The 20,772-nt window shown below is 70.7% G+C and carries 11 protein-coding genes and 1 pseudogene; 8 read left to right on the top strand and 4 right to left on the bottom strand.

The features are described from left to right. The first annotated feature begins 30 nt into the window (after positions 1 to 30). The 5 genes from ACFSL4_RS14140 (at position 31) to ACFSL4_RS14160 (ending at position 5,572) form a co-directional block, all read left to right on the top strand. The gene (locus ACFSL4_RS14140; protein WP_381082339.1) at positions 31 to 1,869 is read left to right on the top strand and encodes a serine/threonine-protein kinase; all 1,839 of its coding nucleotides are present in this window, start codon (positions 31 to 33) and stop codon (positions 1,867 to 1,869) included. Between the two features lie 265 nt (positions 1,870 to 2,134). Next, entirely contained in the window at positions 2,135 to 2,860 is a 726-nt protein-coding gene (locus ACFSL4_RS14145; protein WP_381082341.1) for a prepilin peptidase, read from the top strand. Between the two features lie 89 nt (positions 2,861 to 2,949). Beyond that, positions 2,950 to 4,149, top strand: coding sequence for a cyclic dehypoxanthinyl futalosine synthase (mqnC, locus tag ACFSL4_RS14150; protein ID WP_381082343.1), 1,200 nt, complete (start codon positions 2,950 to 2,952; stop codon positions 4,147 to 4,149). A 7-nt stretch (positions 4,150 to 4,156) separates the two neighbouring features. Further along, positions 4,157 to 4,816 (top strand): hypothetical protein, encoded by a 660-nt coding sequence (locus ACFSL4_RS14155; RefSeq protein WP_381082345.1) that lies wholly within the window; start codon positions 4,157 to 4,159, stop codon positions 4,814 to 4,816. A gap of 60 nt (positions 4,817 to 4,876) precedes the next feature. Continuing rightward, entirely contained in the window at positions 4,877 to 5,572 is a 696-nt protein-coding gene (locus ACFSL4_RS14160) for a demethylmenaquinone methyltransferase (RefSeq protein ID WP_381082347.1), read from the top strand. 221 nt (positions 5,573 to 5,793) lie between these two features. Here ACFSL4_RS14160 and ACFSL4_RS14165 read toward each other — a convergent pair whose 3' ends face one another. Next, positions 5,794 to 6,132, bottom strand: coding sequence for a PASTA domain-containing protein (locus ACFSL4_RS14165; RefSeq protein WP_381082349.1), 339 nt, complete (start codon positions 6,130 to 6,132; stop codon positions 5,794 to 5,796). 93 nt (positions 6,133 to 6,225) lie between these two features. Then, entirely contained in the window at positions 6,226 to 6,732 is a 507-nt protein-coding gene (locus tag ACFSL4_RS14170) for a GNAT family N-acetyltransferase (RefSeq protein ID WP_381082351.1), read from the bottom strand. 179 nt (positions 6,733 to 6,911) lie between these two features. On the opposite strand from ACFSL4_RS14170, the gene ACFSL4_RS14175 reads away from it, so the two are divergent. Beyond that, positions 6,912 to 8,201, top strand: a complete 1,290-nt coding sequence (locus ACFSL4_RS14175; RefSeq protein WP_381082353.1) for a geranylgeranyl reductase family protein — start codon at positions 6,912 to 6,914, stop codon at positions 8,199 to 8,201. 185 nt (positions 8,202 to 8,386) lie between these two features. Here ACFSL4_RS14175 and ACFSL4_RS14180 read toward each other — a convergent pair whose 3' ends face one another. Then, entirely contained in the window at positions 8,387 to 11,560 is a 3,174-nt protein-coding gene (locus ACFSL4_RS14180; RefSeq protein WP_381082355.1) for a DNRLRE domain-containing protein, read from the bottom strand. A 517-nt stretch (positions 11,561 to 12,077) separates the two neighbouring features. Here ACFSL4_RS14180 and ACFSL4_RS14185 point away from each other — a divergent pair. Then, positions 12,078 to 19,832, top strand: a complete 7,755-nt coding sequence (locus ACFSL4_RS14185; protein ID WP_381082357.1) for a ricin-type beta-trefoil lectin domain protein — start codon at positions 12,078 to 12,080, stop codon at positions 19,830 to 19,832. Positions 19,833 to 19,951: 119 nt separating this feature from the next. After that, positions 19,952 to 20,338 carry a hypothetical protein gene (locus ACFSL4_RS14190; RefSeq protein ID WP_381082359.1) on the top strand — a complete coding sequence of 129 codons (387 nt, stop codon included), beginning with the start codon at positions 19,952 to 19,954 and terminating at the stop codon, positions 20,336 to 20,338. A gap of 89 nt (positions 20,339 to 20,427) precedes the next feature. Here ACFSL4_RS14190 and ACFSL4_RS14195 read toward each other — a convergent pair. Next, a pseudogene (locus ACFSL4_RS14195) lies at positions 20,428 to 20,652 on the bottom strand (tyrosine-type recombinase/integrase); the annotation flags it as partial. Between the last annotated feature and the right edge of the window lie 120 nt (positions 20,653 to 20,772).

Raw genomic sequence — 20,772 nt, forward strand, 5'->3', positions numbered from 1 at the left:
TGGGGAGTCGACGGGGGAGGGGTGGACGACATGCAGCCGCTCGAAGCCGGTGAACCCACCGTCGTGGGGCCCTATCGGCTGCTCGGCCGGCTGGGCTCCGGGGGAATGGGCCGCGTCTATCTCGGGCGCAACGCAGGCGGACGCACGGTCGCGGTCAAGGTGGTGCATCCGCACTTCGCGCTCGACGAGGAGTTCCGCGCCCGCTTCCGCCGCGAGGTGCAGGCCGCGCGGCGGGTCGGCGGCGCGTGGACCGCGCCCGTGCTGGACGCGGACCCGGAGGCGTCCGTGCCTTGGGTCGCGACCGGGTACGCGGCCGGACCCTCGCTGGCCGCAGCCGTCGGGGACGTCGGCCCGCTGCCCGGGCACTCGGTACGGGTCCTGGGCGCCGGCCTCGCGGAGGCGCTGGCGGCGGTGCACGGGCTGAGGCTGGTCCACCGGGACGTGAAGCCGTCGAACGTCCTGCTGACCCTCGACGGACCGCTCCTGATCGACTTCGGTATCGCGCGTGCCACGGACGGCACGGCGTCACTCACCTCCACCGGCGTCTCCATCGGCTCGCCCGGCTACATGTCGCCCGAGCAGATCACCGGCAAGGGCGTCACCGGCGCGGCGGACGTCTTCTCCCTGGGCGCCGTGCTGGCCTACGCGGCGACCGGTGAGTCCCCCTTCCGCGGCGACTCGTCCGCGGCGCTGCTGTACAAGGTGGTCCACGAGGAGCCCGAACTCGGCTCGCTGGAGGGCGAGTTGCGGGACCTGGTGGCCGTGTGCCTGGCCAAGGACCCGGCCGGGCGCCCCACACCGGCGGAGGTGGCCCGACGGCTCGCCCCGACAGGCGCGGCCCCCCTGGTGACGGCGGGCTGGCTGCCGGGCCCCCTGGTGGAACAGGTCAGCCGCAAGGCCGTACAGCTGCTGAACCTGGAGGCGGCCCACGCACCGCCGTCGGGCCCGGTGGGCTTCAGCAACCGCTCGGTCGGCACGCCGTCCGCCGGGGGTGATGTGACGGGTGGAGCCGGGCGAGCGGGGGAGGCCGTTCCGGTGTCCGGCGGGTCGTCGGGCGGTCCGGTCTCTGGCGTCCCGGCGCCGCACGCGCCGGTGCCCGGTGTCCAGGCACCCGGCGTTCCGGCGCACAGCGCTCCCTCGGGCGAGGAGGGGGCCCGCGTCCCGTCGGGGGCCGGGGTCTTCGGGCCGCCGCCCGACCTGAGCGCCCCGGCGACGGCCCCCGCCCACCTGCCGCCCCGCCCCGGCGCGCAGCCGGCCCCGCGGGACGCCCAGGGCCCGCCCGGGAAGCTGTCCGTGAGCGTCGCCGCGACCTCCGTGCCGGGAGCGGCGGGCGGCCGTGGCCGGCGGGTCAGCTGCACGGTCGCGCTGGCGGTCGCGGGAGCGCTGGCCGCCGTGACGGTCGGGTCCGCCGTGCTCTTCGGGCCGCTGGGCAAGGACGGTGCGGACAAGGGCGGCGCGGCGGGCGCCGGCTCCCCGGCGCCGACGAGCGGTTCGGGCAGTCCCGGTGCCGGGCGGTCCGCCGTGCCCACGGTGTATCTCGGCACGTGGGAGGGCGACGGCCTAGCGCTCGGCGGCACGCTGCCCGCGGGTACCTTCCGCGTCACCGTCCACCGGGCGGGCGTCGGCGAGGAGCTGGGCACCTTTCGCTCCACCGACCCGCTCGGCGGCGTCTGCGACGACGTGCTGTTCCTGAAGCGGGCGTCGGACCGGCAGCTCGTCGCCTCCAGCGTGGCCAGGAAGTCCAACCCGTCGACGTGCACGACGGGACGGCACGAGATCCGGCTGACGCCGGTCGGCGCCGATCTCAAGTACACCGCCGACAACCCGGACGCCGGAAATCCGACGTCGCGGCTGGCGAGGATCGACTAGGGGGTGTTTCGGAAGTCCCGCACAGCACCCACGGCGCCCGGCACGCTCCCCCAGGCTCTTCGAGCAGGGGGCACCCGCACTCGCCGCACCGGCCGAAACCCCGAGTACGTCCAGTACGAGGGCTTTCGTCCGGCACGCCGAGAGCACGCACCGGGCACCGCGGGCACCGCACAGGACTTTCGGAACACCCCCTAGCGGACCCGGAGTCGCCGCGGCCTTGCGGAGCACGGGAGTTGGGCGGCGCACGTCCGCATACCCTGTCCGCGTGGATCTGGACCTCTGGCTGACCACCGGTGCCGCGCTGTGGGGTGCGGCGGCCGGTGCGCTGGTGCCCCGGGCCGCGTACCGGCTCTGCGTCGAGCCCGAGCAGCCGTGGCGGGACCGCTGTCCCGACGGGCACCGGATCGGCGGGTGGGTCGGTCGGGCGCGATGCGTGGACGGGCGGGCCTACGGGCCGGGGACCGGCGTGGTGTGCGCGGTCACCGCCCTGGTCTGCGCGGGACTAGCGCTCGCCACCGGCACCCGCCCCGAACTGGGCGTCTGGCTGCTGCTCGCGCCCGTCGGGGTGCTGCTGACGATCGTGGACTTCCGGGTGCAGCGGCTGCCGGACGTGCTCACGCTGCCGCTCGCCGCCCTCGCCCTGGTCCTGCTCGCCGCCGCGGCGGCCCTGCCCGGGCACGCGGGCGTGTGGCTCACCGCGCTGCTCGGTGCGCTGGTGCTCGGCGGCGCGTACTTCCTCCTCTTCGTCCTCCCCCCGAACGGCATGGGCTTCGGCGACGTCAAGCTCTCCCTGGGCCTCGGGGCGGTGCTCGGCTGGTACGGCTGGGGAACCGTGATGCTCGGCACCTTCGCCGGGTTCCTCTTCGGCGGCTTGTACGGGCTCGGGCTCGTGGTGCTGCGGCGGGCCGGGCGGCGGACCGCGATCCCCTTCGGGCCGTTCCTCATCGCGGGCGCCCTCGTCGGGCTCCTGGTCGGCGCTCACACGGCCTGACGGCGGTGGCGCCCGGCCCCTGGCGTAGGCTGGTCCGGTCCGTCCGCAGCCCCTGCGTCCGTCCACAACCCTCGCGAAAGGGACGCCCGGTGACCGAGAAGGCCGACCTTCAGTCCGTCCTCGACCGTGCCGCCGCCGGTGGGCGGATCACCCCCGAAGAAGCGCTCGCCCTCTACCGTGACGCCCCGTTGCACGCGCTGGGCGCGGCCGCCGACGCCGTGCGCCGCCGTATCTACGCCGGCAGCGAGCACATCGCGACGTACATCATCGAGCGCAACATCAACTACACGAACGTGTGCGTGACGGCGTGCAGGTTCTGCGCGTTCTACGCGGCGCCGAAGGACACCGCCAAGGGCTGGACGCGCGACCTCGACGACATCCTGCGCCGGTGCGCGGAGACGGTCGAACTGGGCGGCACACAGATCATGTTCCAGGGCGGCCACCACCCGGACTACGGCGTCGAGTACTACGAGAAGCACTTCCGCGCCATCAAGGAGTCCTTCCCGCAGCTGGTCATCCACAGCCTGGGGGCCTCCGAGGTCGAGCACATGGCGCGGATCTCGGGCGTCACCGTGGAGGAGGCGATCACGCGTATCCACGCCGCCGGACTCGACTCCTTCGCCGGTGCCGGCGCCGAGCTGCTGCCCGAGCGGCCGCGCAAGGCGATCGCCCCCCTGAAGGAGAGCGGCGAGCGCTGGCTGGAGATCATGGAGATCGCGCACGGGCTGGGGGTCGAGTCGACGTCCACCATGCTCATGGGAACCGGCGAGACCAACGCCGAGCGCATCGAGCACCTGAGGATGATCCGTGACGTGCAGGACCGCACGGGCGGTTTCCGGGCCTTCATCCCGTACACCTACCAGCCCGAGAACAACCATCTGAAGGGCCGCACCCAGGCGACCGTCTTCGAGTACCTGCGGATGATCGCGATCGGCCGTCTCTTCCTCGACAACGTCCGGCACATCCAGGGCTCGTGGCTGACCACCGGCAAGGAGATCGGCCAGCTGTCGCTGCACTACGGTGCCGACGACCTCGGCTCCATCATGCTGGAGGAGAACGTGGTCTCCTCGGCAGGCGCCAAGCACCGCTCCAACCGTCAGGAGATCATCGACCTGATCCGGAAGGCGGGGCGGGTCCCGGCCCAGCGGTCCACGACGTACGAGCACCTCGTCGTCCACGACGACCCGGCGAACGACCCCGCCGACGAGCGGGTCGTCTCGCACATCTCGTCGACGGCGATCGCGGGCGGCACGGCCCATCCCGAGCTGAAGCTGCTGGCCTCCAACTGATCCGCCAGTGCTGACGATCCACGCCGCCGACCTGCTGCTCACGGGCGACCGCCGGGCCGCCGTGCCGGGCGGCGCGGTGCTGGTCGACGGCCGGGAGTGCGCGGCCCTCGGCCCGTACGAGGAACTGGTGGCGGCCCATCCGGCGGCCCGTGTCCGGCGCTGGCCGGGAGTGCTCACCCCGGGCCTGCTGAATCCGTACGGGCCCGAACTGCTGGAGCGGGCCTACCACCCGGATCCGCGCGAGGCCGGCGAACTCGGCACCGAGCCGCTCATGGGCGAGGACCTCGAAGCACTTCAGGCGCGCGGCATGAGCGACGCCCGCTGGGGCGCGAGCGCGCGGCGCGGCGTGCAGCGGATGCTGGCGCACGGGACCGTCGCCGTGGCGGGGGCCCTGTGGCGCCCGGCGGTGCTGGACGCCGTGTACCGGGCGGGGCTCACCGTAAAGGAGCGCTTCGGGGCTCCCGCGGGGCCCCCGGTGCTCGACCCGCTGGCCGGACGGAGCCCGGCGGAGGCGATGCCCGTGCCGCTGCCGCCGGACGGCGCGGACGGGTGGGACGCGACGTTCGCCGTGTTCGACGTCCCCGACGAGGCGGCGCTCGGGAAGCGCGGGGCCGGGACGTGCGTGGCCACGGTCGTCGCGGGCCGGCTGGTGCACCGGCGCCGCTGAGGCGCGGTGTGCCGGGTGCGGCGCGCGGGCGCCGTACCCGGTGCTGCCACAATGGGGACCGTGACCCGCGCATCCCTGGACAAGCAGCCGCACGAAGTCGCCTCGATGTTCGACGACGTGGCGGAACGGTACGACCTGACGAACGACCTGCTGTCGCTCGGCCAGGACCGGGTGTGGCGCAAGGAGGTCGCGAAGGCGGTCGACGCGCGCCCCGCGCAGAAGGTCCTGGACCTGGCGGCCGGTACCGCGACCTCGTCGCTCCCCTTCACACGCACGGGAGCGTACGTCGTTCCCTGCGACTTCTCGCTCGGCATGCTCCAGGTCGGCAAGAGGCGGCACCCCTGGCTGCCGTTCACCGCGGGGGACGGGACGCGGCTGCCGTTCCGGGACGACGTCTTCGACGCGGTGACGATCTCCTTCGGGCTGCGCAACGTGCAGGACACGGACGCGGCGCTGCACGAGCTGTACCGGGTGACGAAGCCCGGCGGCCGGGTCGTGATCTGCGAGTTCTCGCATCCGACCTGGGCGCCCTTCCGGACGCTCTACACCGAGTACCTGATGCGCGCGCTGCCGCCCGTGGCCCGCGCGGTGTCGTCCAACCCCGAGGCCTACGTCTACCTCGCCGAGTCCATCCGCGCCTGGCCCGACCAGCCGGCCCTCGCGGAACGGCTGCGTAAGGCGGGCTGGTCCAAGGTGGCGTGGCGCAACCTCACGGGCGGGATCGTGGCGCTGCACCGCGGCTTCAAGACGGTCTGACGGTCCCGGCACCGGCGAGCCGCGCAACGGTGTTCACGCCGGCGGTGAAGAGGGGGACGCGGGCGCCCGCCCGCACGGGACGCGCCACGCTGCCGCCCGGGCCCTGCGCTTCCGTGGGGCACCCCCGCGCACGGGCACTGCGGGTACGACGCCGCGCACGGGCACCGCGGGCACGGCGCGGGCAAGACGCCGCGCACGACGGGCCGCGTCGCGGCGGAGGCTCACCTGAGCAGTTCGAACGCGTTCCCCGGTTCGCCGAGTTCGCGGCGCATTCCGCCCGGCGGCGGAATGGGGAGCCGCGGCTCGCGGACCCCGGCGCCCCCTCCGCCCTCGCCCTCGCCGAGGTCGAACCACACGGTCACCACGGCGCCACGCGGCACCTGCGCGCCAGGCAAGGGGTACTGGCGTACGACGTAGTCGACGACGGTGAGATGGAAGTCCGGCCGGTCGGGCGCGGCGAGCAGTACGCCCTGCTTCTCCGCGGCCTCGCGTGCGTCCACCGCCATCAGACCGATCAGCCGTGGCACGCGCACTTCGGGTGTCTTGGGTGTTATGGGCACAGATGTCACCCCCAGTGGTACTGGAAGGGTAACCGGCCGAGAGCGCTACCCGGAAGCGTCACGTGCCTGTCTGTAGCAGTCCGCCACTCAGGGTCACAGGTCGAGTCGGTAGCAGTGCGCGGGGTCGCCCAGCCCGGGGTGGATGAGGATCTCCGCCAGTTCCATCCCGAGGCGCCGGGTGACGGCGATCGACCGCTCGTTCTCGGGCCGGACCATGGCCACGACCCGGGGCACGCCCGCTGCCCGCACCCGCTCCAGCGTGGTGAGGGCGGCCGCGGTGACGTACCCCTTGCCCCAGTGCGCCCGCGCGAGCCGCCAGCCGATCTCGATCTCGCCCTGCGGACCCCACTCGCCCGGCCACGGCTGCGCGCCCGTGAACCCGATGACCTCGCCCGACTCGTCGAGCATGGTCCACAGGCAGAAGCCGTACTCGGCGTCGTGCCTGCGCTGGCGGGCGGTGAGCTCCTCGTAGACCGACAGTTCGGCTGCCCGGCCGCTGTGGAACCTCATGACCTCGGGGTCGGCGAAGATCCGGTGCCAGACGAAGGCGTCCTCGTCGGTGGGAACGCGCAGCCGTACGTCGGGGAGAGCTCTGGTCACGGGGCAGCCCTTCAGCCGGGAGATCTGAACCGCTGAATAGACTGCCCATGTCCAGTGCCCGTCAGCACGTCGTTTTCGCCGTTTGTTTCCGCCGCTGACGCCGCTGACGCCGCCGTCGCCGGTGCCGCCGTCGTCGCCGGCCCGCCGTTGTCGTCGTCGAGTCTTGGGGAGAACCCGCCGTGACCGAGCCCCAGCCCCTTACCGAACACACCGCCGATGTGATCGTCGTCGGGGCCGGGCCAGCCGGTTCCACCACCGCGTACCACCTGGCGAAGGCCGGACTCGACGTCCTGCTGCTGGAGAAGACCGCCTTCCCGCGCGAGAAGGTGTGCGGCGACGGCCTCACGCCCCGTGCCGTGAAGGAACTCGTGGCGATGGGCATCGACATCTCCGAGGAGGCCGGCTGGCTGCGCAACAAGGGCCTGCGGATCATCGGCGGCGGGGTGCGGCTCCAGCTGGACTGGCCGGATCTCGCCTCGTACCCGGACTACGGCCTGGTCCGCAAGCGCGAGGACTTCGACGAGCAACTGGCCCGGCAGGCGCAGAAGGCGGGCGCACGGCTCCATGAGCGCTGCACCGTGGGCGCGCCGATCACCGACGACCGCACCGGCCGCATCACCGGTGTGCACGCGAAGCTCGGCGACGACAAGCGCGAGGTCACCTTCCACGCGCCGCTGGTGGTGGCCGCGGACGGCAACTCCTCGCGCCTGTCCCTGGCGATGGGCCTGCACCGCCGCGAGGACCGCCCCATGGGCGTCGCGGTCCGTACGTACTTCACGTCCCCGCGCCACGAAGACGACTATCTGGAGTCGTGGCTGGAGCTGTGGGACCGGCGCGGCGGCCAGGAGCGGCTGCTGCCCGGCTACGGCTGGATCTTCGGCATGGGCGACGGCACGTCGAACGTCGGCCTGGGCGTCCTCAACACCTCCGCCGCCTTCAAGGAACTGGACTGGCGCGAGGTCCTCAAGGCATGGTGCGCATCGATGCCGGAGGACTGGGGTTACACCCCCGAGAACATGACCGGGCCGATCCGCGGCGCCGCCCTCCCCATGGCCTTCAACCGGCAGCCGCACTACACGAAGGGCCTGCTGCTCGTCGGCGACGCGGGCGGTCTGGTGAACCCGTTCAACGGCGAGGGCATCGCGTACGCCATGGAGTCGGGCCGGATCGCGGCCGACGTCATCGTGCAGGCCGCGGCCCGCACGACCCCCGCCCAGCGCGAACTGGCCCTGCTCAACTACCCGAAGATCCTCAAGGACACCTACGGCGGCTACTACACGCTGGGCCGCGCCTTCGTGAAGCTGATCGGCAACCCGAAGGTGATGAAGATCGCCACGCAGCGGGGCCTGACGCACCCGCTGCTGATGAAGTTCACCCTGAAGCTTCTGGCCAACCTGACGGAGCCGACGGGCGGAGACGCGATGGACCGGCTGATCAACGGTCTGTCGAAGGTGGCCCCGAAGGCGTGATCCCCGCCGGGCCGGCCCCGCCCGGGGCCTGGCCCCGGTTCCGCCACGTCCCCTTTCGGCCCGGCCTTCCGACGTCCACTCCCGAATCCGCCGTCCCGGCGACCGATGGCCGACGGGGAAGGCGACCGGGCTCCGGCCACCTCGCGCGAGGTGGCCGGAGCCCGGTGGGAGTCACCGCGGCCGAGTCAGCCGAGGGCCCGGACCGTTCTCCAGTCCAGGGACAGCACGACCTTCACGGGCGGGTTCGTGTTGGTCCTGGACGGATAGTAGATCCGCATCTGTCCGTCGGAGCCGAAGCGGGCCCAGATGTCGGGGACGCCGTCCTGGTTGACATCGGGGATGCCCAGGGCCGTCGACACGTTGGTGTCGGTCCAGCCGGTGCCGTAGGACACATCCCCGTTGAGGGAGTTGGCGGCCAGCTTCAGCGATTCGAGGTCGACGCTGCCGCTGACGGAGCCGGGCTTGCCGTGGCGGACGTACATGTTGCCGTTGTCCATGTTGCGCCACAGCAGGTCGGGTGTGCCGTCGCCGTTGATGTCGGCGACGTTGACGATGTCGCGGCGGGCCCAGGCGGTGCCCTCCATCAGCGTCGCCGCCTGGAAGGTGGCGCCGCTGTAGCCGGACAGCGTCCAGAACGCGGTGCCGGCCCGCAGGACCAGGTCGGGCAGTCTGTCGCCGGTGATGTCGCCGACGGCCTTGATCTGGGTCCAGGTCGAGGGGTCGGGGGCGTTCGCGGGCAGGCGGATCTTCAGCCGCTCGTCGACGTTGAAGCTGCCGTAGCCGTCACCGGGGTAGAGCCAGAAGGCGCCGTCGGGGGTGACGGCGAACAGGTCGGTGGAGCCGTCGCCGGGGTAGGCGTCGTCGTAGTGGGTGATGAGCGCGGCCTTGCCGGTGGCCGGGTCGTACCAGTGGCCCGTGGGGTCCGGTTGCTTGCTCGCGTCGTAGGAGGCGGCCAGGCACCCGTACAACTCGCCGCCCTCACTGCCGACGCAGTTGCGCAGGTTGCCGTTCGCATCCACGATCAGCAGGTCGGGGATGGCGTCACCGCCGGTGTCCCAGGGGGCGTCCGCCTTGTCGCGCGGCGGGACGTAGAAGTTGTAGTCGGATCGGACGCTCTGGTTGCCGTACTGGTCGTAGGCGTACACGTTCAGCCAGTTGGGGCCGGCGTGCGGCGGCGCGAGGGCGGAGACGGTCGCGTTGCCGTCGGCGTCGGCCGGGACCTCCGCGTAGTTCAGGCCGTCGATGGCCCACTTGAACTTCGCCGAGCCCGGGGAGGAGAACGAGACCGAGCCCGTAGAACCGAACGTGACGCTCGACCAGGTCTGGCCGTCGGCGGTGGCCCTCGGGAAGTCGGTGCTCTCGATCGCGGGCTGCGGTGGGGCGCTGGCGTCGACGGTGATCCGGCAGGGCTCGGTGCCGGGCGGGAAGTACGTGGAGACCAAGCCGCCGGAGTCCTCGGCGCGCACGTCCCACGAGTAGGTGGTCTTGTCGTTCAGCGGCAGTGTGGAGGGGATGGTCACCGTGGCGGTTCCGCTGGAGTTCGGGGTGACCAGGGTGCCGGACGGGACGGTGCCGCCGGTCGGCCAGAAGCGGAAGCGCAGCTTGCTGAGGTTGCCGTCGGGGTCCTTGGCGTTCGCCGACAGCACGATGTTGGTCTTGCCGACGGTCACGCCCGAGCCGCCGGCCGAGCAGGCGCCGCCGGGGGTGGACTTGCCGCCGGTGGGCTCGTACGGCTTGCGGTTGTAGACGACCTCCAGAGTGGCCGAGGTGGCCCGGAACTTGCGCCAGGTCTGGGTGTCGGACTCGCTGGTGGCGCGCATGCCGAAGGTGATGTTCGACCAGCCGCTGTCCGCGCCCTTCTGGGCGGCGGCCTTCACGTTGAACGCCTCGTACGCGTCGGGGCAGGAACTGGAGGACCAGCCGTGCGCGAACGACTTGCGCTGCAGCTCCGTGGACCAGCTCGGCTGCTTGTTCCACGTCGTGCCCGAGGAGATGGAGCCGGTCAGCCAGAACTGGAACTCCCGGGTGGTGCAGGACCAGGAGTGGTTGTTGAGCACCTTGAAGGTCGCCGACGAGATCGTCGCGCCCTTCAGGCTGCTGCTGTAGTTCATCCGCCAGAAGGAGCGGGCCGTGCCGCCGGTGTCGCTCTCGTGGCCGACGCGGGCGTCGGAGGTGCCGGAGCCGAAGTTGGTGCCGTCCCAGAAGCTGGTGTTCGGGTACGGCTTGTACGCCACCGTCCACGCCAGCCAGCCGCTGTTGAGCGTCGGGTCGACGAACACCGGGAAGCGGACGTTCTCGTCGGTGAGCAGGCCGGTCTCGCCGACCCCCAGGTCGAGGCGGGCCGTGCCACTGCGGTCGCCGGCCAGCTCGATCGGCATCGGGGCGCTGTGGGCGCCGGGCTCGATGCCGCTCAGGCCGGACAGCTTCAGCACGTCGGCCGGTGTCGCGACCGAGGTGCGCGGCGCGCCCTGTCCCTCGGGGAGTTCGGGGTCACGGCCGCTGGAGTCCCAGGCGAACGGCGTGGGGATCGAGCCGAGTTCCTTGCCGGCCTTGTCCAGCACCAGGACACGGCGCGCGGCTTCGTCGTACTGGAACACGGCCGTCTGGGAGCGCAGCCCGTACGACACCGTCGCGAGGGCCTTGCTCTGGGCGGCCTTTCTGGTCTTGACGACGAGCAGTTGCGCGAAGCCGCCCTCCTCGCGGGCGACCAGGAGGAGGTCGACGTCCGGCAGTACCTCCGGGTAGAGGGCGCGCGGCCCGTCGAGCACCGGCTCGGGCAGCCTGCCCGGCCAGGTGTAGGCGACGGTGTGGCCGTCGATGTCCACCTCGGCCAGTACGGTGTCCTGCGCGGTCTGGCCGGCGGTCAGCGGTCGGCGCGCGTACGAGCGGTCGGCGCGGGCGGTGCCGTCCGGCGTACCGCTGGAAAACCGCACCGGGAGCGCGGGGTTGACCGGCCGGACTCCGAGGCCGTCGGCGGTGTCGTCGGTGCGTCGCAGCCGGTTGTCGATCGGCGCCCACTTCCCCTCGGCGTTCTTCGCACGCTGCGGAAGGGCGGTGATCCGGGTGCGCAACTGCCCGTCCGGCTGGGCCCAGGTGAGGGAGGTGGCGGTGGTCGCCGTGTCGACGACGACCCGCTTTCCGGTGCGCCGGGCCTCGGCCGCGGCGGCGGCCTCGTCGCGGGGGGCGGTCGCAGCCTGCCGCGCGCCGGTCGCCTTGCCGGCCTGCGGGGCTGACGGCTCATCAGGGTGCCACCAGGGCAGCAGGGCAGTGGTCAGAGCGGCCAGGACCAGACCCAGCGTGAGAGCCAGCCTGGTGCGCGTACGTATGAAAGGACTGAGACAGCGAGGCGGCGCGGACACGGCGTCGGTCAACTCCCGTGTGGACCAGGCGGATGGGGACAGCACGGACAGCCCCGGTCGGCAGGCCGCGGGGCGTGGGCGCGCACACGATCACACGGTTTACACATGCCGTCCACATATAAAGTCTTTATGAAGATGTGATGGAGCGTTGGGAAGTCCTTGACCGTCCGTCACGCATGCCCCTACTCGCACGTTTTGGCAACCTGTTGTGCGTCGATAGGGTCGCGCTTTCGCCATATTTCATGCGAGGTGATCAAGCGGCCGGTCTGGTCATATATGTCTTATGGTGCACATCACATGACCGTCTCATCCGTCCATCGCTCCGATCTTGAAGTGTGTGGCGCTCATGACAGAGAGTGCGGGCACGCATGCGCCTGGAGTGGCATGTGCTCTTTGTTCGCATCGCCTGGGGTGGGAGTCGACGACGCGTATGCGTGTTCAAAGTCCACTGGCATGGCTGGGACCGAGACGCCCGGCCAGGACGGAGTCGGAACGGCGGCGCCGGCGGCAGGGCCGCGTGGCGACCGTCCTGGTGCTGGCATCGGCGCTGACGGTGACCAGCCTGAGCGCGCAGGCATGGGCGATCCCGGGCCCCGGCATGAGCCGCGAGGAGGTCAAGCTCCCCGACCTGCCGCAGGACACCGCGGTCCAAGGGGACGCGGAGGCCGACAAGAACCTCACGACCGCGCCCGAGATCCCCGTCGACCCGTACGCGCCGGTCGCCGTCACGCCCTGGACCGAGAGCAGCGGCACCGCGACCCTGACCTCGACCACGGCGCCCGGCACCACGGTACCGGTCAGCAACGGCCTGCCGGTCGCGCTCGGCGTGCCCGTCGGCACCGACCCGGCCGCGATCGACGGTGACTGGACGGTCGCCCTGGCCGCGCCGACCGCGTCCCAGGACGCCGATGTCTCCGGCCTGATCATGCAGGTCACCCCGCCCGCCGACGCCGACCCGGCCGCGCAGGTCGCGGTCGCCGTCGACACCACCGGCTTCGCCGACCTCTACGGCCCCCAGGCCGCCGACCGCTTCGGCCTCGTCCTGCTGCCCGACTGCGTCCTGACCGCTCCCAACAGCGGTGACTGCGCCGCGGGCAGCGGTGTCCAGACCATGTCGGTCAAGACGGGTGCCCGCCGTGCCGAGCGGCTGCGCAGCACGGTGCGGGAGGTGCCCGCGAAGAAGGCGCCCACCAGGTCCACCGCCGCGAAGAAGGCCAAGACCCGCACGATCCTCAGCGGCTCCGTCCCGGTCGCCGACCTGCTGGACGGCACGGCCGGTTCGACGCCCTCCGGCGCCTCCGCGCGCACCGCCTCGTTCAGCGGCCAGGACGTCCTCCCGGCCGTCGACGCCTCCGGCCCGCAGGTCATCGGTGCCATGGACACCGGCGCCTCCGCCTCCGGCGACTACACCGCGACCCCGCTGCTGTCCTCCGGCTCCTGGGCGGCCGGCTCCTCCTCCGGAGCCTTCACCTACTCCTACGACGTGCAGGTGCCGGAGACCGCCGGCGGCCTGATGCCCAAGGTGGCGCTGAGCTACTCCTCGCAGTCGGTCGACGGGCGCACCTCCGCAACCAACAACCAGGCGTCCTGGATCGGCGACGGCTGGGACTACAACGCGGGCTCCATCACCCGCACCTACGCCAACTGCCGCGAGGACTCCAAGAAGTCCGGTTCGAACAACGCCACGCACCGCACCGCGGACCTGTGCTGGGGTTCGAACAACGCCACCCTGTCACTGGGCGGCATGACCACCGAGCTCGTGTGGGACGAGACCCAGGGCAAGTGGTTCACCGCCAACGGCGACGGCTCCAAGGTCGAGCAGATCAAGGACCCGGCGACCGGCAACGGCGCCAAGGACGGCGAGTACTGGGTCGTCACCACCCGGGACGGCACCCGCTACCACTTCGGCCTGCACAAGCTGCCGGGCTGGACCGACGGCCAGCCGGTCACCGACTCGGTCCTGACGGTGCCGGTGTACGGCAACCACCCGGGCGAGCCCTGCTACAAGGTGGGTGACTGGCCCGGCTCGTGGTGCACCCAGGCATGGCGCTGGGGCCTCGACTACGTCGAGGACATCCACGGCAACGCCATGTCCCTGTGGTGGAAGAAGGAGCAGAACCACTACGCCCGCAACTTCGACTTCAAGGCGCCGGTCGTCTACGACCGCGGCGGCTGGCTCAGCCGCATCGACTACGGGCAGCGCAAGGACAGCATCTTCTCCGCGACCGCCCCGGCCCGCGTCAGCTTCACGGTCGCCGAGCGCTGCTTCGACGAGGGAACGCTGACCTGCTCGGACGCCAACTTCACCGACAAGGACCCGGGCAAGTACCGCATCTGGTACGACACCCCGGCCGACCTGAACTGCGAGTCCGCCGCCACCTCCGGCCGCAAGTGCTGGAACGCCGGCCCGTCGTTCTGGACCCGCAAGCGCCTGACCCAGATCCAGACCTCGGCGCAGCGCCGCACCGACACCAGCGCCCGCCAGGTCGTCGACCGGTACGCCCTCACACAGAGCTTCCCGGTCCTGAGGACCGGCCCGAACACCGCCCTGTGGCTGGAGTCGGTCCAGCGCACCGGATACGCCCGCAACGGCAGCACCGACGAGAGCGTCACCCTCAACCCGGTGCGCTTCGAGTCGAACGCGGAGGACATGCCCAACCGGGTCGTGCGGCCCAGCGATCCGCGCCCGGGCTTCTCCCGGCTGCGCATCGCACGCGTCATCAACGAGTACGGCGGCGAGACCGTCGTCACCTACAAGGTGCCCACCGGCGACTGCGCCACCGGCACCAACCTGCCCGGCAAGACCGACACCGCCGCGCTGAAGTCCAACACGCGCCTGTGCTACCCGATGTTCTGGAACCCCGACCCCGAGGTCGAGGACATCGACTGGTTCCACAAGTACGTGGTGGACTCCATCGAGGAACTCCCCAACGTCGACGGCGCGTTCGCCACCAAGACCGGCTACACGTACCAGAGCCCCGGCTGGAAGCTCGCCGAGGCGGAGTTCACCAAGAAGTCCACCCGCACCTACTCGCAGTTCGCCGGGTTCGAGCAGACCACGGTGATCACGGGCGCCGACGACCCGGCCATCGGCAGCAGGAAGTCCAAGTCCGTCACCCGCTACTTCCGCGGCATGGGCGACACCGTCCCGGTGACGGACATCACCGGCGCCGAGATCGCCAAGGACTCCGAGCCGTTCGCCGGCCGCATCGCCGAGGAACTCGCCTACGCGAGCGCGGACGCCGCGGACACCGACTGGCTCTCCCGCAGCGTCACCGTCCCGGCCGCCACCGAACTCGCCAGGCGCGACCGCGACGACGGACTGAGCCCGCTGCGCGCCTGGCGCGTCACCGAGCCCGACGAGACCGCGTACACCAAGTCCTCCGGCACCAACAGCGACGACACCCGCACCGAGCGGGTCGTCAAGACCCACACGACCTACGAGTCGACGTACGGTCTCCCCACCCTGGTGGAGTCGCTCGGCGACACCGGCAGGACGGGTGACGAGTCCTGCACCAAGCTGGAGTACCTGCACCACACCGGCAAGAACCTGATCGGCCTGACCAAGCAGGTCCTTCTCTCCCCGACCACCTGCGCGAACGCGGACTTCGCCGACCTGTCCACGCTCAGCGGCGCCACCCGCACCGCGTACGACGGCCAGGCCTACGGCACCGCGCTCGCCTCCACCACGCTCGGCGAGGCCACCGAGTCCTGGTCGCTGAACGGCGCCGGCACCGGCTTCCAGTCCGCCGGCACCAGCGAGTTCGACGCGGTCGGCCGTGTCGTCAAGCAGACCGACCCGGCCGGCAAGTCCGGCACGATCACCTACGACCCGCCCACCGGGCAGGTCTTCAAGGTCACCCAGACGAACGCCCTCGGCCACACCCAGATCACCGAGCTGGAGCCGGGCCGTTCGACGACCCTCACGACCACGGACGCCAACGGGCACGTGAGCGAGGCGAAGTACGACCCGCTGGGCCGCCTGCTGGAGGCATGGGGCGCCGACCGCACCCCGTCGTCCTCGTCCGTGCCGGACTTCCGGGCCGTCTACACGGTCCCGGTGTACGACCCGGCGAACCCGGACCGCAAGCCGCCGTACGTCACCACCTACACCCGCGGCCGCGACAACCGGATCGAGACCTCCGTCACCCTCTACGACGGCCTCGGCCGCGAGCGGCAGACGCAGGAGGAGGCCGACGGCGGCGCCGGCTACCTGATCACCGACACGCTGTACAACAGCTCCGGCGAGGTCTGGCAGACCAACAACGCCTACCTCGCCGACGCCGCCAAGCCGGGTGAGCTGTTCACCCCGCTCGCGGACACGGCCGTCCCCAACATCACCCGCTACACCTACGACGGCCTCGGCCGCGTGACGGAGGAGACACCCGTCCTCAAGGTCGAGGACCCGCTGACCCACGAGGCCACCTCGCAGCCGGTCCCGGCACGGGCCACCCGCTACGAGTACGGCCAGGACTGGTCCAAGGTGGTCAACCCGGAGGGAGCCTCCTCCTACCGGGTCTACACCGACGCGCTCGGCCGCACCTCCCGGGTCGACACGTTCAACCCGGCGGCGACCGACGGCTTCACGTCGATGCGGTACTCGTACGACGCCGCCGGCCGGCTGGTGAGGGCGGCCAACTCCGCCGACACCGCACACCCGTGGACGTGGACGTACGACCACCGCGGCCGGACGGAGACCGCAACCGACCCGGACACGGGCACGACGACGACCACGTACGACACGTTCGACCGCCCGCTCACCACGACCAACGCCCGGGGCGTCACGGTCTGGAACGGCTACGACGCACTGTCGCGGCCGACGGAGCAGCGCCTGGACGACGCCACCGGCACCCTGCTGGCGCAGTTCGGCTACGACACGGCCCCCGGCGGCAAGGGCATGCCGGCCACCGCCACCCGCTACACCGACGGCGAGGCCTACACCCAGAAGGTCGACGGCTACACCAAGGACTACCAGCCGACCTCGACCACGCTGACCCTGCCGCTCCTGACGGCCAGCGCGTGGGGTCTGCAGCAGTCGTACACGTACGGCTACACGTACGACGACACGGGCCTGCTGGAGGAGGCGTCGCTGCCGGCGGTGGGCCGGTTCGACGCGGAGAAGCTCGTCGTCCGCTACAACAGGGACGGCAAGCCGCTCTCCATATCCGGCAAGGACTGGTACGGCGCGGAGACGGTGTACGACTCCTACGGCCAGGTCCTGCGCTCCACGCTCGGCGCGCAGCCGTACCGGGTGTGGACGCAGAACTCGTACGACGAGTCCAGCGGTGAGCTCAAGGACCAGTCGGTCTACCGCGAGCAGGCCGGCGACCAGAGCGTCGTCAGCGGCAACCTCGTCTCCAACCGGTCCTACACCTACGACCCGGCGGGCAACGTCACCTCGATCCAGGAGCACTCCACCGGGATCGCGGAGCGGCAGTGCTTCGCCTACGACCCGCTGGGCCAGCTGAAGACGGCCTGGACCTCGGCGGACCAGACCTCCTGCACCGGCCCGAAGAACAGCGACGGCACGCTCAACGTGGCGGCCGGCACGGACAACTCGGGCTACTGGCAGGAGTACGAGTACGACCTGCTCGGCAACCGCACCAAGCTGACCGAGAAGGACCTCACCGGCGACACCGCCAAGGACGCCACGACCACCTACGCCTACGGCAAGGCCGACGGAACCCAGCCGCACACGCTGACCACGGTGTCCAAGGCCTACACCACGCCGGCCGGCGCGCAGGTCACGGCCGAGGCGCAGCGCCTGTACGAGCTGACCGGTGAGACCAAGTCCGTCACCTCCCTCGACAACGGCGACAAGCAGGAGCTGACCTGGACGTACGACGGCAAGGTCGACCGGATCAAGGGGCAGGGCGCGGGCGGGAAGACCCCGTACGTGGGCCTGGCGGACAAGTGCCTGGACCTGAAGTCGGGTCTGGCGGCCGCCGGTCAGCCGATCCAGCTGTACTCCTGCAACTCCACGCTGGCGCAGAGCTGGCGCTTCAGCCCGACACCGGGGGCGACGCAGACCGACCCCGACCGCGGCACGCTGAACGTCTACGACACCTGGTGCCTGCAGCCCGCCGCGGACACGGCCGGCTCCGCGTTCCAGCTGCAGAAGTGCGACGGCTCGGCTGCCCAGGAGCTTCGGCGCAACGCCTCCGGCCAGCTGACCCACATCGCCTCGGGCCTGTGCCTGGAGGTGCAGGGGGCCAACTCGGCGAACGCGACCCCGATCGTGCTGGCCGCCTGTGACGCCGCGAAGGCCGAGCAGCAGTGGGCGGCGCAGAACGACACCCGTCACATCTACGCGCCCGACGGCTCCACCCTGCTGACGATCAAGGGCAAGCAGGCCACGCTGCACCTGGGCGAGGCCGAGGTCACCGTCGCGTCGGGCGGCGTCCTGATCAACACGCAGCGGACGTACTCGGTGCCCGGCGGCGCGGTGATGCGCTACGCCTACGGCACGGGCAGCGCGCAGTTGGTGGCGCTGGCCGGCGACCATCAGGGCAGCACGTTCGCGGAGGTGGGTCTCAAGGAGACCATGCCGGTGCGGATGCGCAAGCAGGATCCGTTCGGCAACCAGCGCGGCGCGGACACGGCCGGGGAGAACGTCCAGAGCCACAGGGGTTTCCTGGGTGCGACGCGGGACGACGCGTCCGGCTATGTGCCGCTGGGTGCGCGGTTGTACGACCCGGTGGTGGGCAGGTTCCTGTCCGCGGACCCGGTGCTGGACCTGAACGACGTGCTGCAGTCCAACGGCTACACCTACGCCCACAACAACCCGGTGACGATGTCCGACCCGTCGGGTCTGTCCATCGCGCTGACCGCGTCGGAGCGGGCGGCGGCGCTGGCGGGCGCGGGTCTGTCGGCGGCGCAGGTGGCGCAGGCGCAGTCCATGATGGGCAAGTCGCTGACGTCGGTGATCCTCGCCGTCGCATGGGAGACGCTGAAGGACTTCATCGGCATCAACGACGCGATGGCCTGCTTCGGCGGTGACATGTGGTCGTGTGTGGGCATCGTGGTCGACGCGATCCCGTGGTCGAAGCTGGGCAAGATTCCGTCGGTGATCAAGGCCGTGAACCGCACGATCAAGGCGGTGGAGGCCTTCCGTGCGGCGAAGAAGGCGGCCCAGATCGTCCTGAAGGCGGCGAAAGCGGCCGAGGCGGCGGCCCTGAAGGCCAAGAAACTGGCGATCGAGCGGGCGAAGAAGCTGGCCGCGCAGAAAGCCAAGAAGAAGGCGGCCGAGGCAGCCAAGCGAACATCCGACCGGGCGCTCAGCGCGTCGAAGAAGACTGGCAACGCGGCCCAGAAGCGGGCCCAGGCCAAGGCGGCCCCGAAGGTCTCGTCCCACAGCTCCGGCGGCGGCAAGGGCGGCGGTGGCAGCGGCTCCAAGCCCGGCGGCAAGTCGGGTGGGTCCTCCAAGAGCAACGGCGGCTCCAGCGGCAGCGGCGGGTCGGGCAAGGCCGACGGCGACGGCGGCGGTGGGACGTGCAACAGCTTCGTGCCGGGCACCAGGGTCCTGATGGCCGACGGCACCACCAAGCCGATCGAGAAGGTCAAGACCGGCGACAAGGTCGTCGCGACCGACCCGAGGACGGGCGAGACCCGGATCGAGACGGTCACGGCCGAGATCAAGGGCCAGGGCCTGAAGCACCTCGTCAAGGTCACGATCGACACCGACGGTGAGAAGGGCACGAAGACGGCCCAGGTCACCGCGACCGACGGCCACCCCTTCTGGGTCCCCGAACTGCGCGCCTGGATCAAGGCCACCGACCTCAAGGCCGGCCAGTGGCTGCAGACCAGCGCGGGCACCTACGTCCAGATCACCGCGATCGAACGCCGGACGGCCCAAGACGCCACCGTCAACAACCTCACCGTCAGCGACGTCCACACGTACTATGTGCTGGCTGGGGCCACGCCGGTATTGGTGCACAATGCCGGAGGGGCATGTAAGGAAGTTGTCCTGGATAGCTTTGGCAGCTTCGAACAAGCCCGGAACAAGGCGCTCGACCTGCTGGGTGATATCGATCCGGCGACCCGGCAGCCGTACATTGGCCGCCTCGAATCTTCGCCGACGACCTACGGCAAGGTAGTGGGGTTCACCACTCGGGTGAACGGTGAATTCAAGAGGTTGAGGATGGACTATGACCCGGTGAAGGGTCCGCATATCAACGTGGAAGTCGGTAAAGGTGACTCTGCGCGTAAGTGGGCCGTGCCGTGGAATGGCACAGAAGATGACTTCGCGAGAATGCTTGGCGGTAATTCGTGACGCTCGAAGGTGTATACGGAACCAGACCGGACCTTTTGCCTCGATCCATGGTCCGAGTGGTTCGTGCAGATCAGCAGGGTGATCGACGGCTGACTTGGGTTGGGCGGCCAGGGGTGCAGTTGCTGAGCCTGGTCCAGCATCTCCAGTACGAGCGTGAAAGCCTTAGCCGTTACCCGCGCAACTCTGATGGTGGGATCGAATGGGGCGCGGTGGCTGATGATTTGGTGCTCTGCTCGATGGAGTCGGATTCCATCGAGCTGGGCACCGTAATTCAGCAGTTCGCCCCGAAAGCTGACAGCCTAATCTTCTTCTGGGAGAGCCTGGCAGTTCCAAGTGTGGAGATGGGGCTCGGATCCTCTATCTCTCACCTATCAGAGATCACGGAATCTGTGCCGGAACTCTGGATCTATTCTCCCGGTGATCGGATTGTGGTGGAGGTTTCGTTCTCTGGCGTAGTGACTGCGGCGCGCGTGCCTGTGGACGCTGATGACCGGAGTTCTGCGTAACGTCGTTTGACGGCAACGCTGACGGCAACGCAGCCGGACGCCCGCGGCCCCACGAGGTTTCTCGTGGGGCCGCGGGCGTCTTCGGCGTGTCACCGCGCAGTTGTGGTGGGAGGTGGGTCGTCAGGGTGGGTGTGCCCTCCCAGAGCGGCGTTGAGAGCGTCAATCGCCTGACGTTGGAGGCGGAGCCTTACGTGGGCGTAGACGGTGGCGGTGACGCCGATGTGGGCGTGGCCGAGGAGTTCCTTGATCACGACGAGTTCGACGCCCTGTTCCAGGAGCAGGGTGGCTGTCGAGTGCCGAAGGTCGTGGGTGCGCCGTGAGGCGCAGTGGTTCGAGTGGAGGTGAGAGACCTTCACCGCTGATCCCGTCGCAGCGGGACGGTGGAGCTGAGGGCAGCCTGATCCGGGTGGTGCCGGGGAGGGTGGGAGCAGCCC

The organism is Streptomyces caeni, assembly GCF_042678285.1.
Lineage (GTDB): Bacteria > Actinomycetota > Actinomycetes > Streptomycetales > Streptomycetaceae > Streptomyces > Streptomyces caeni.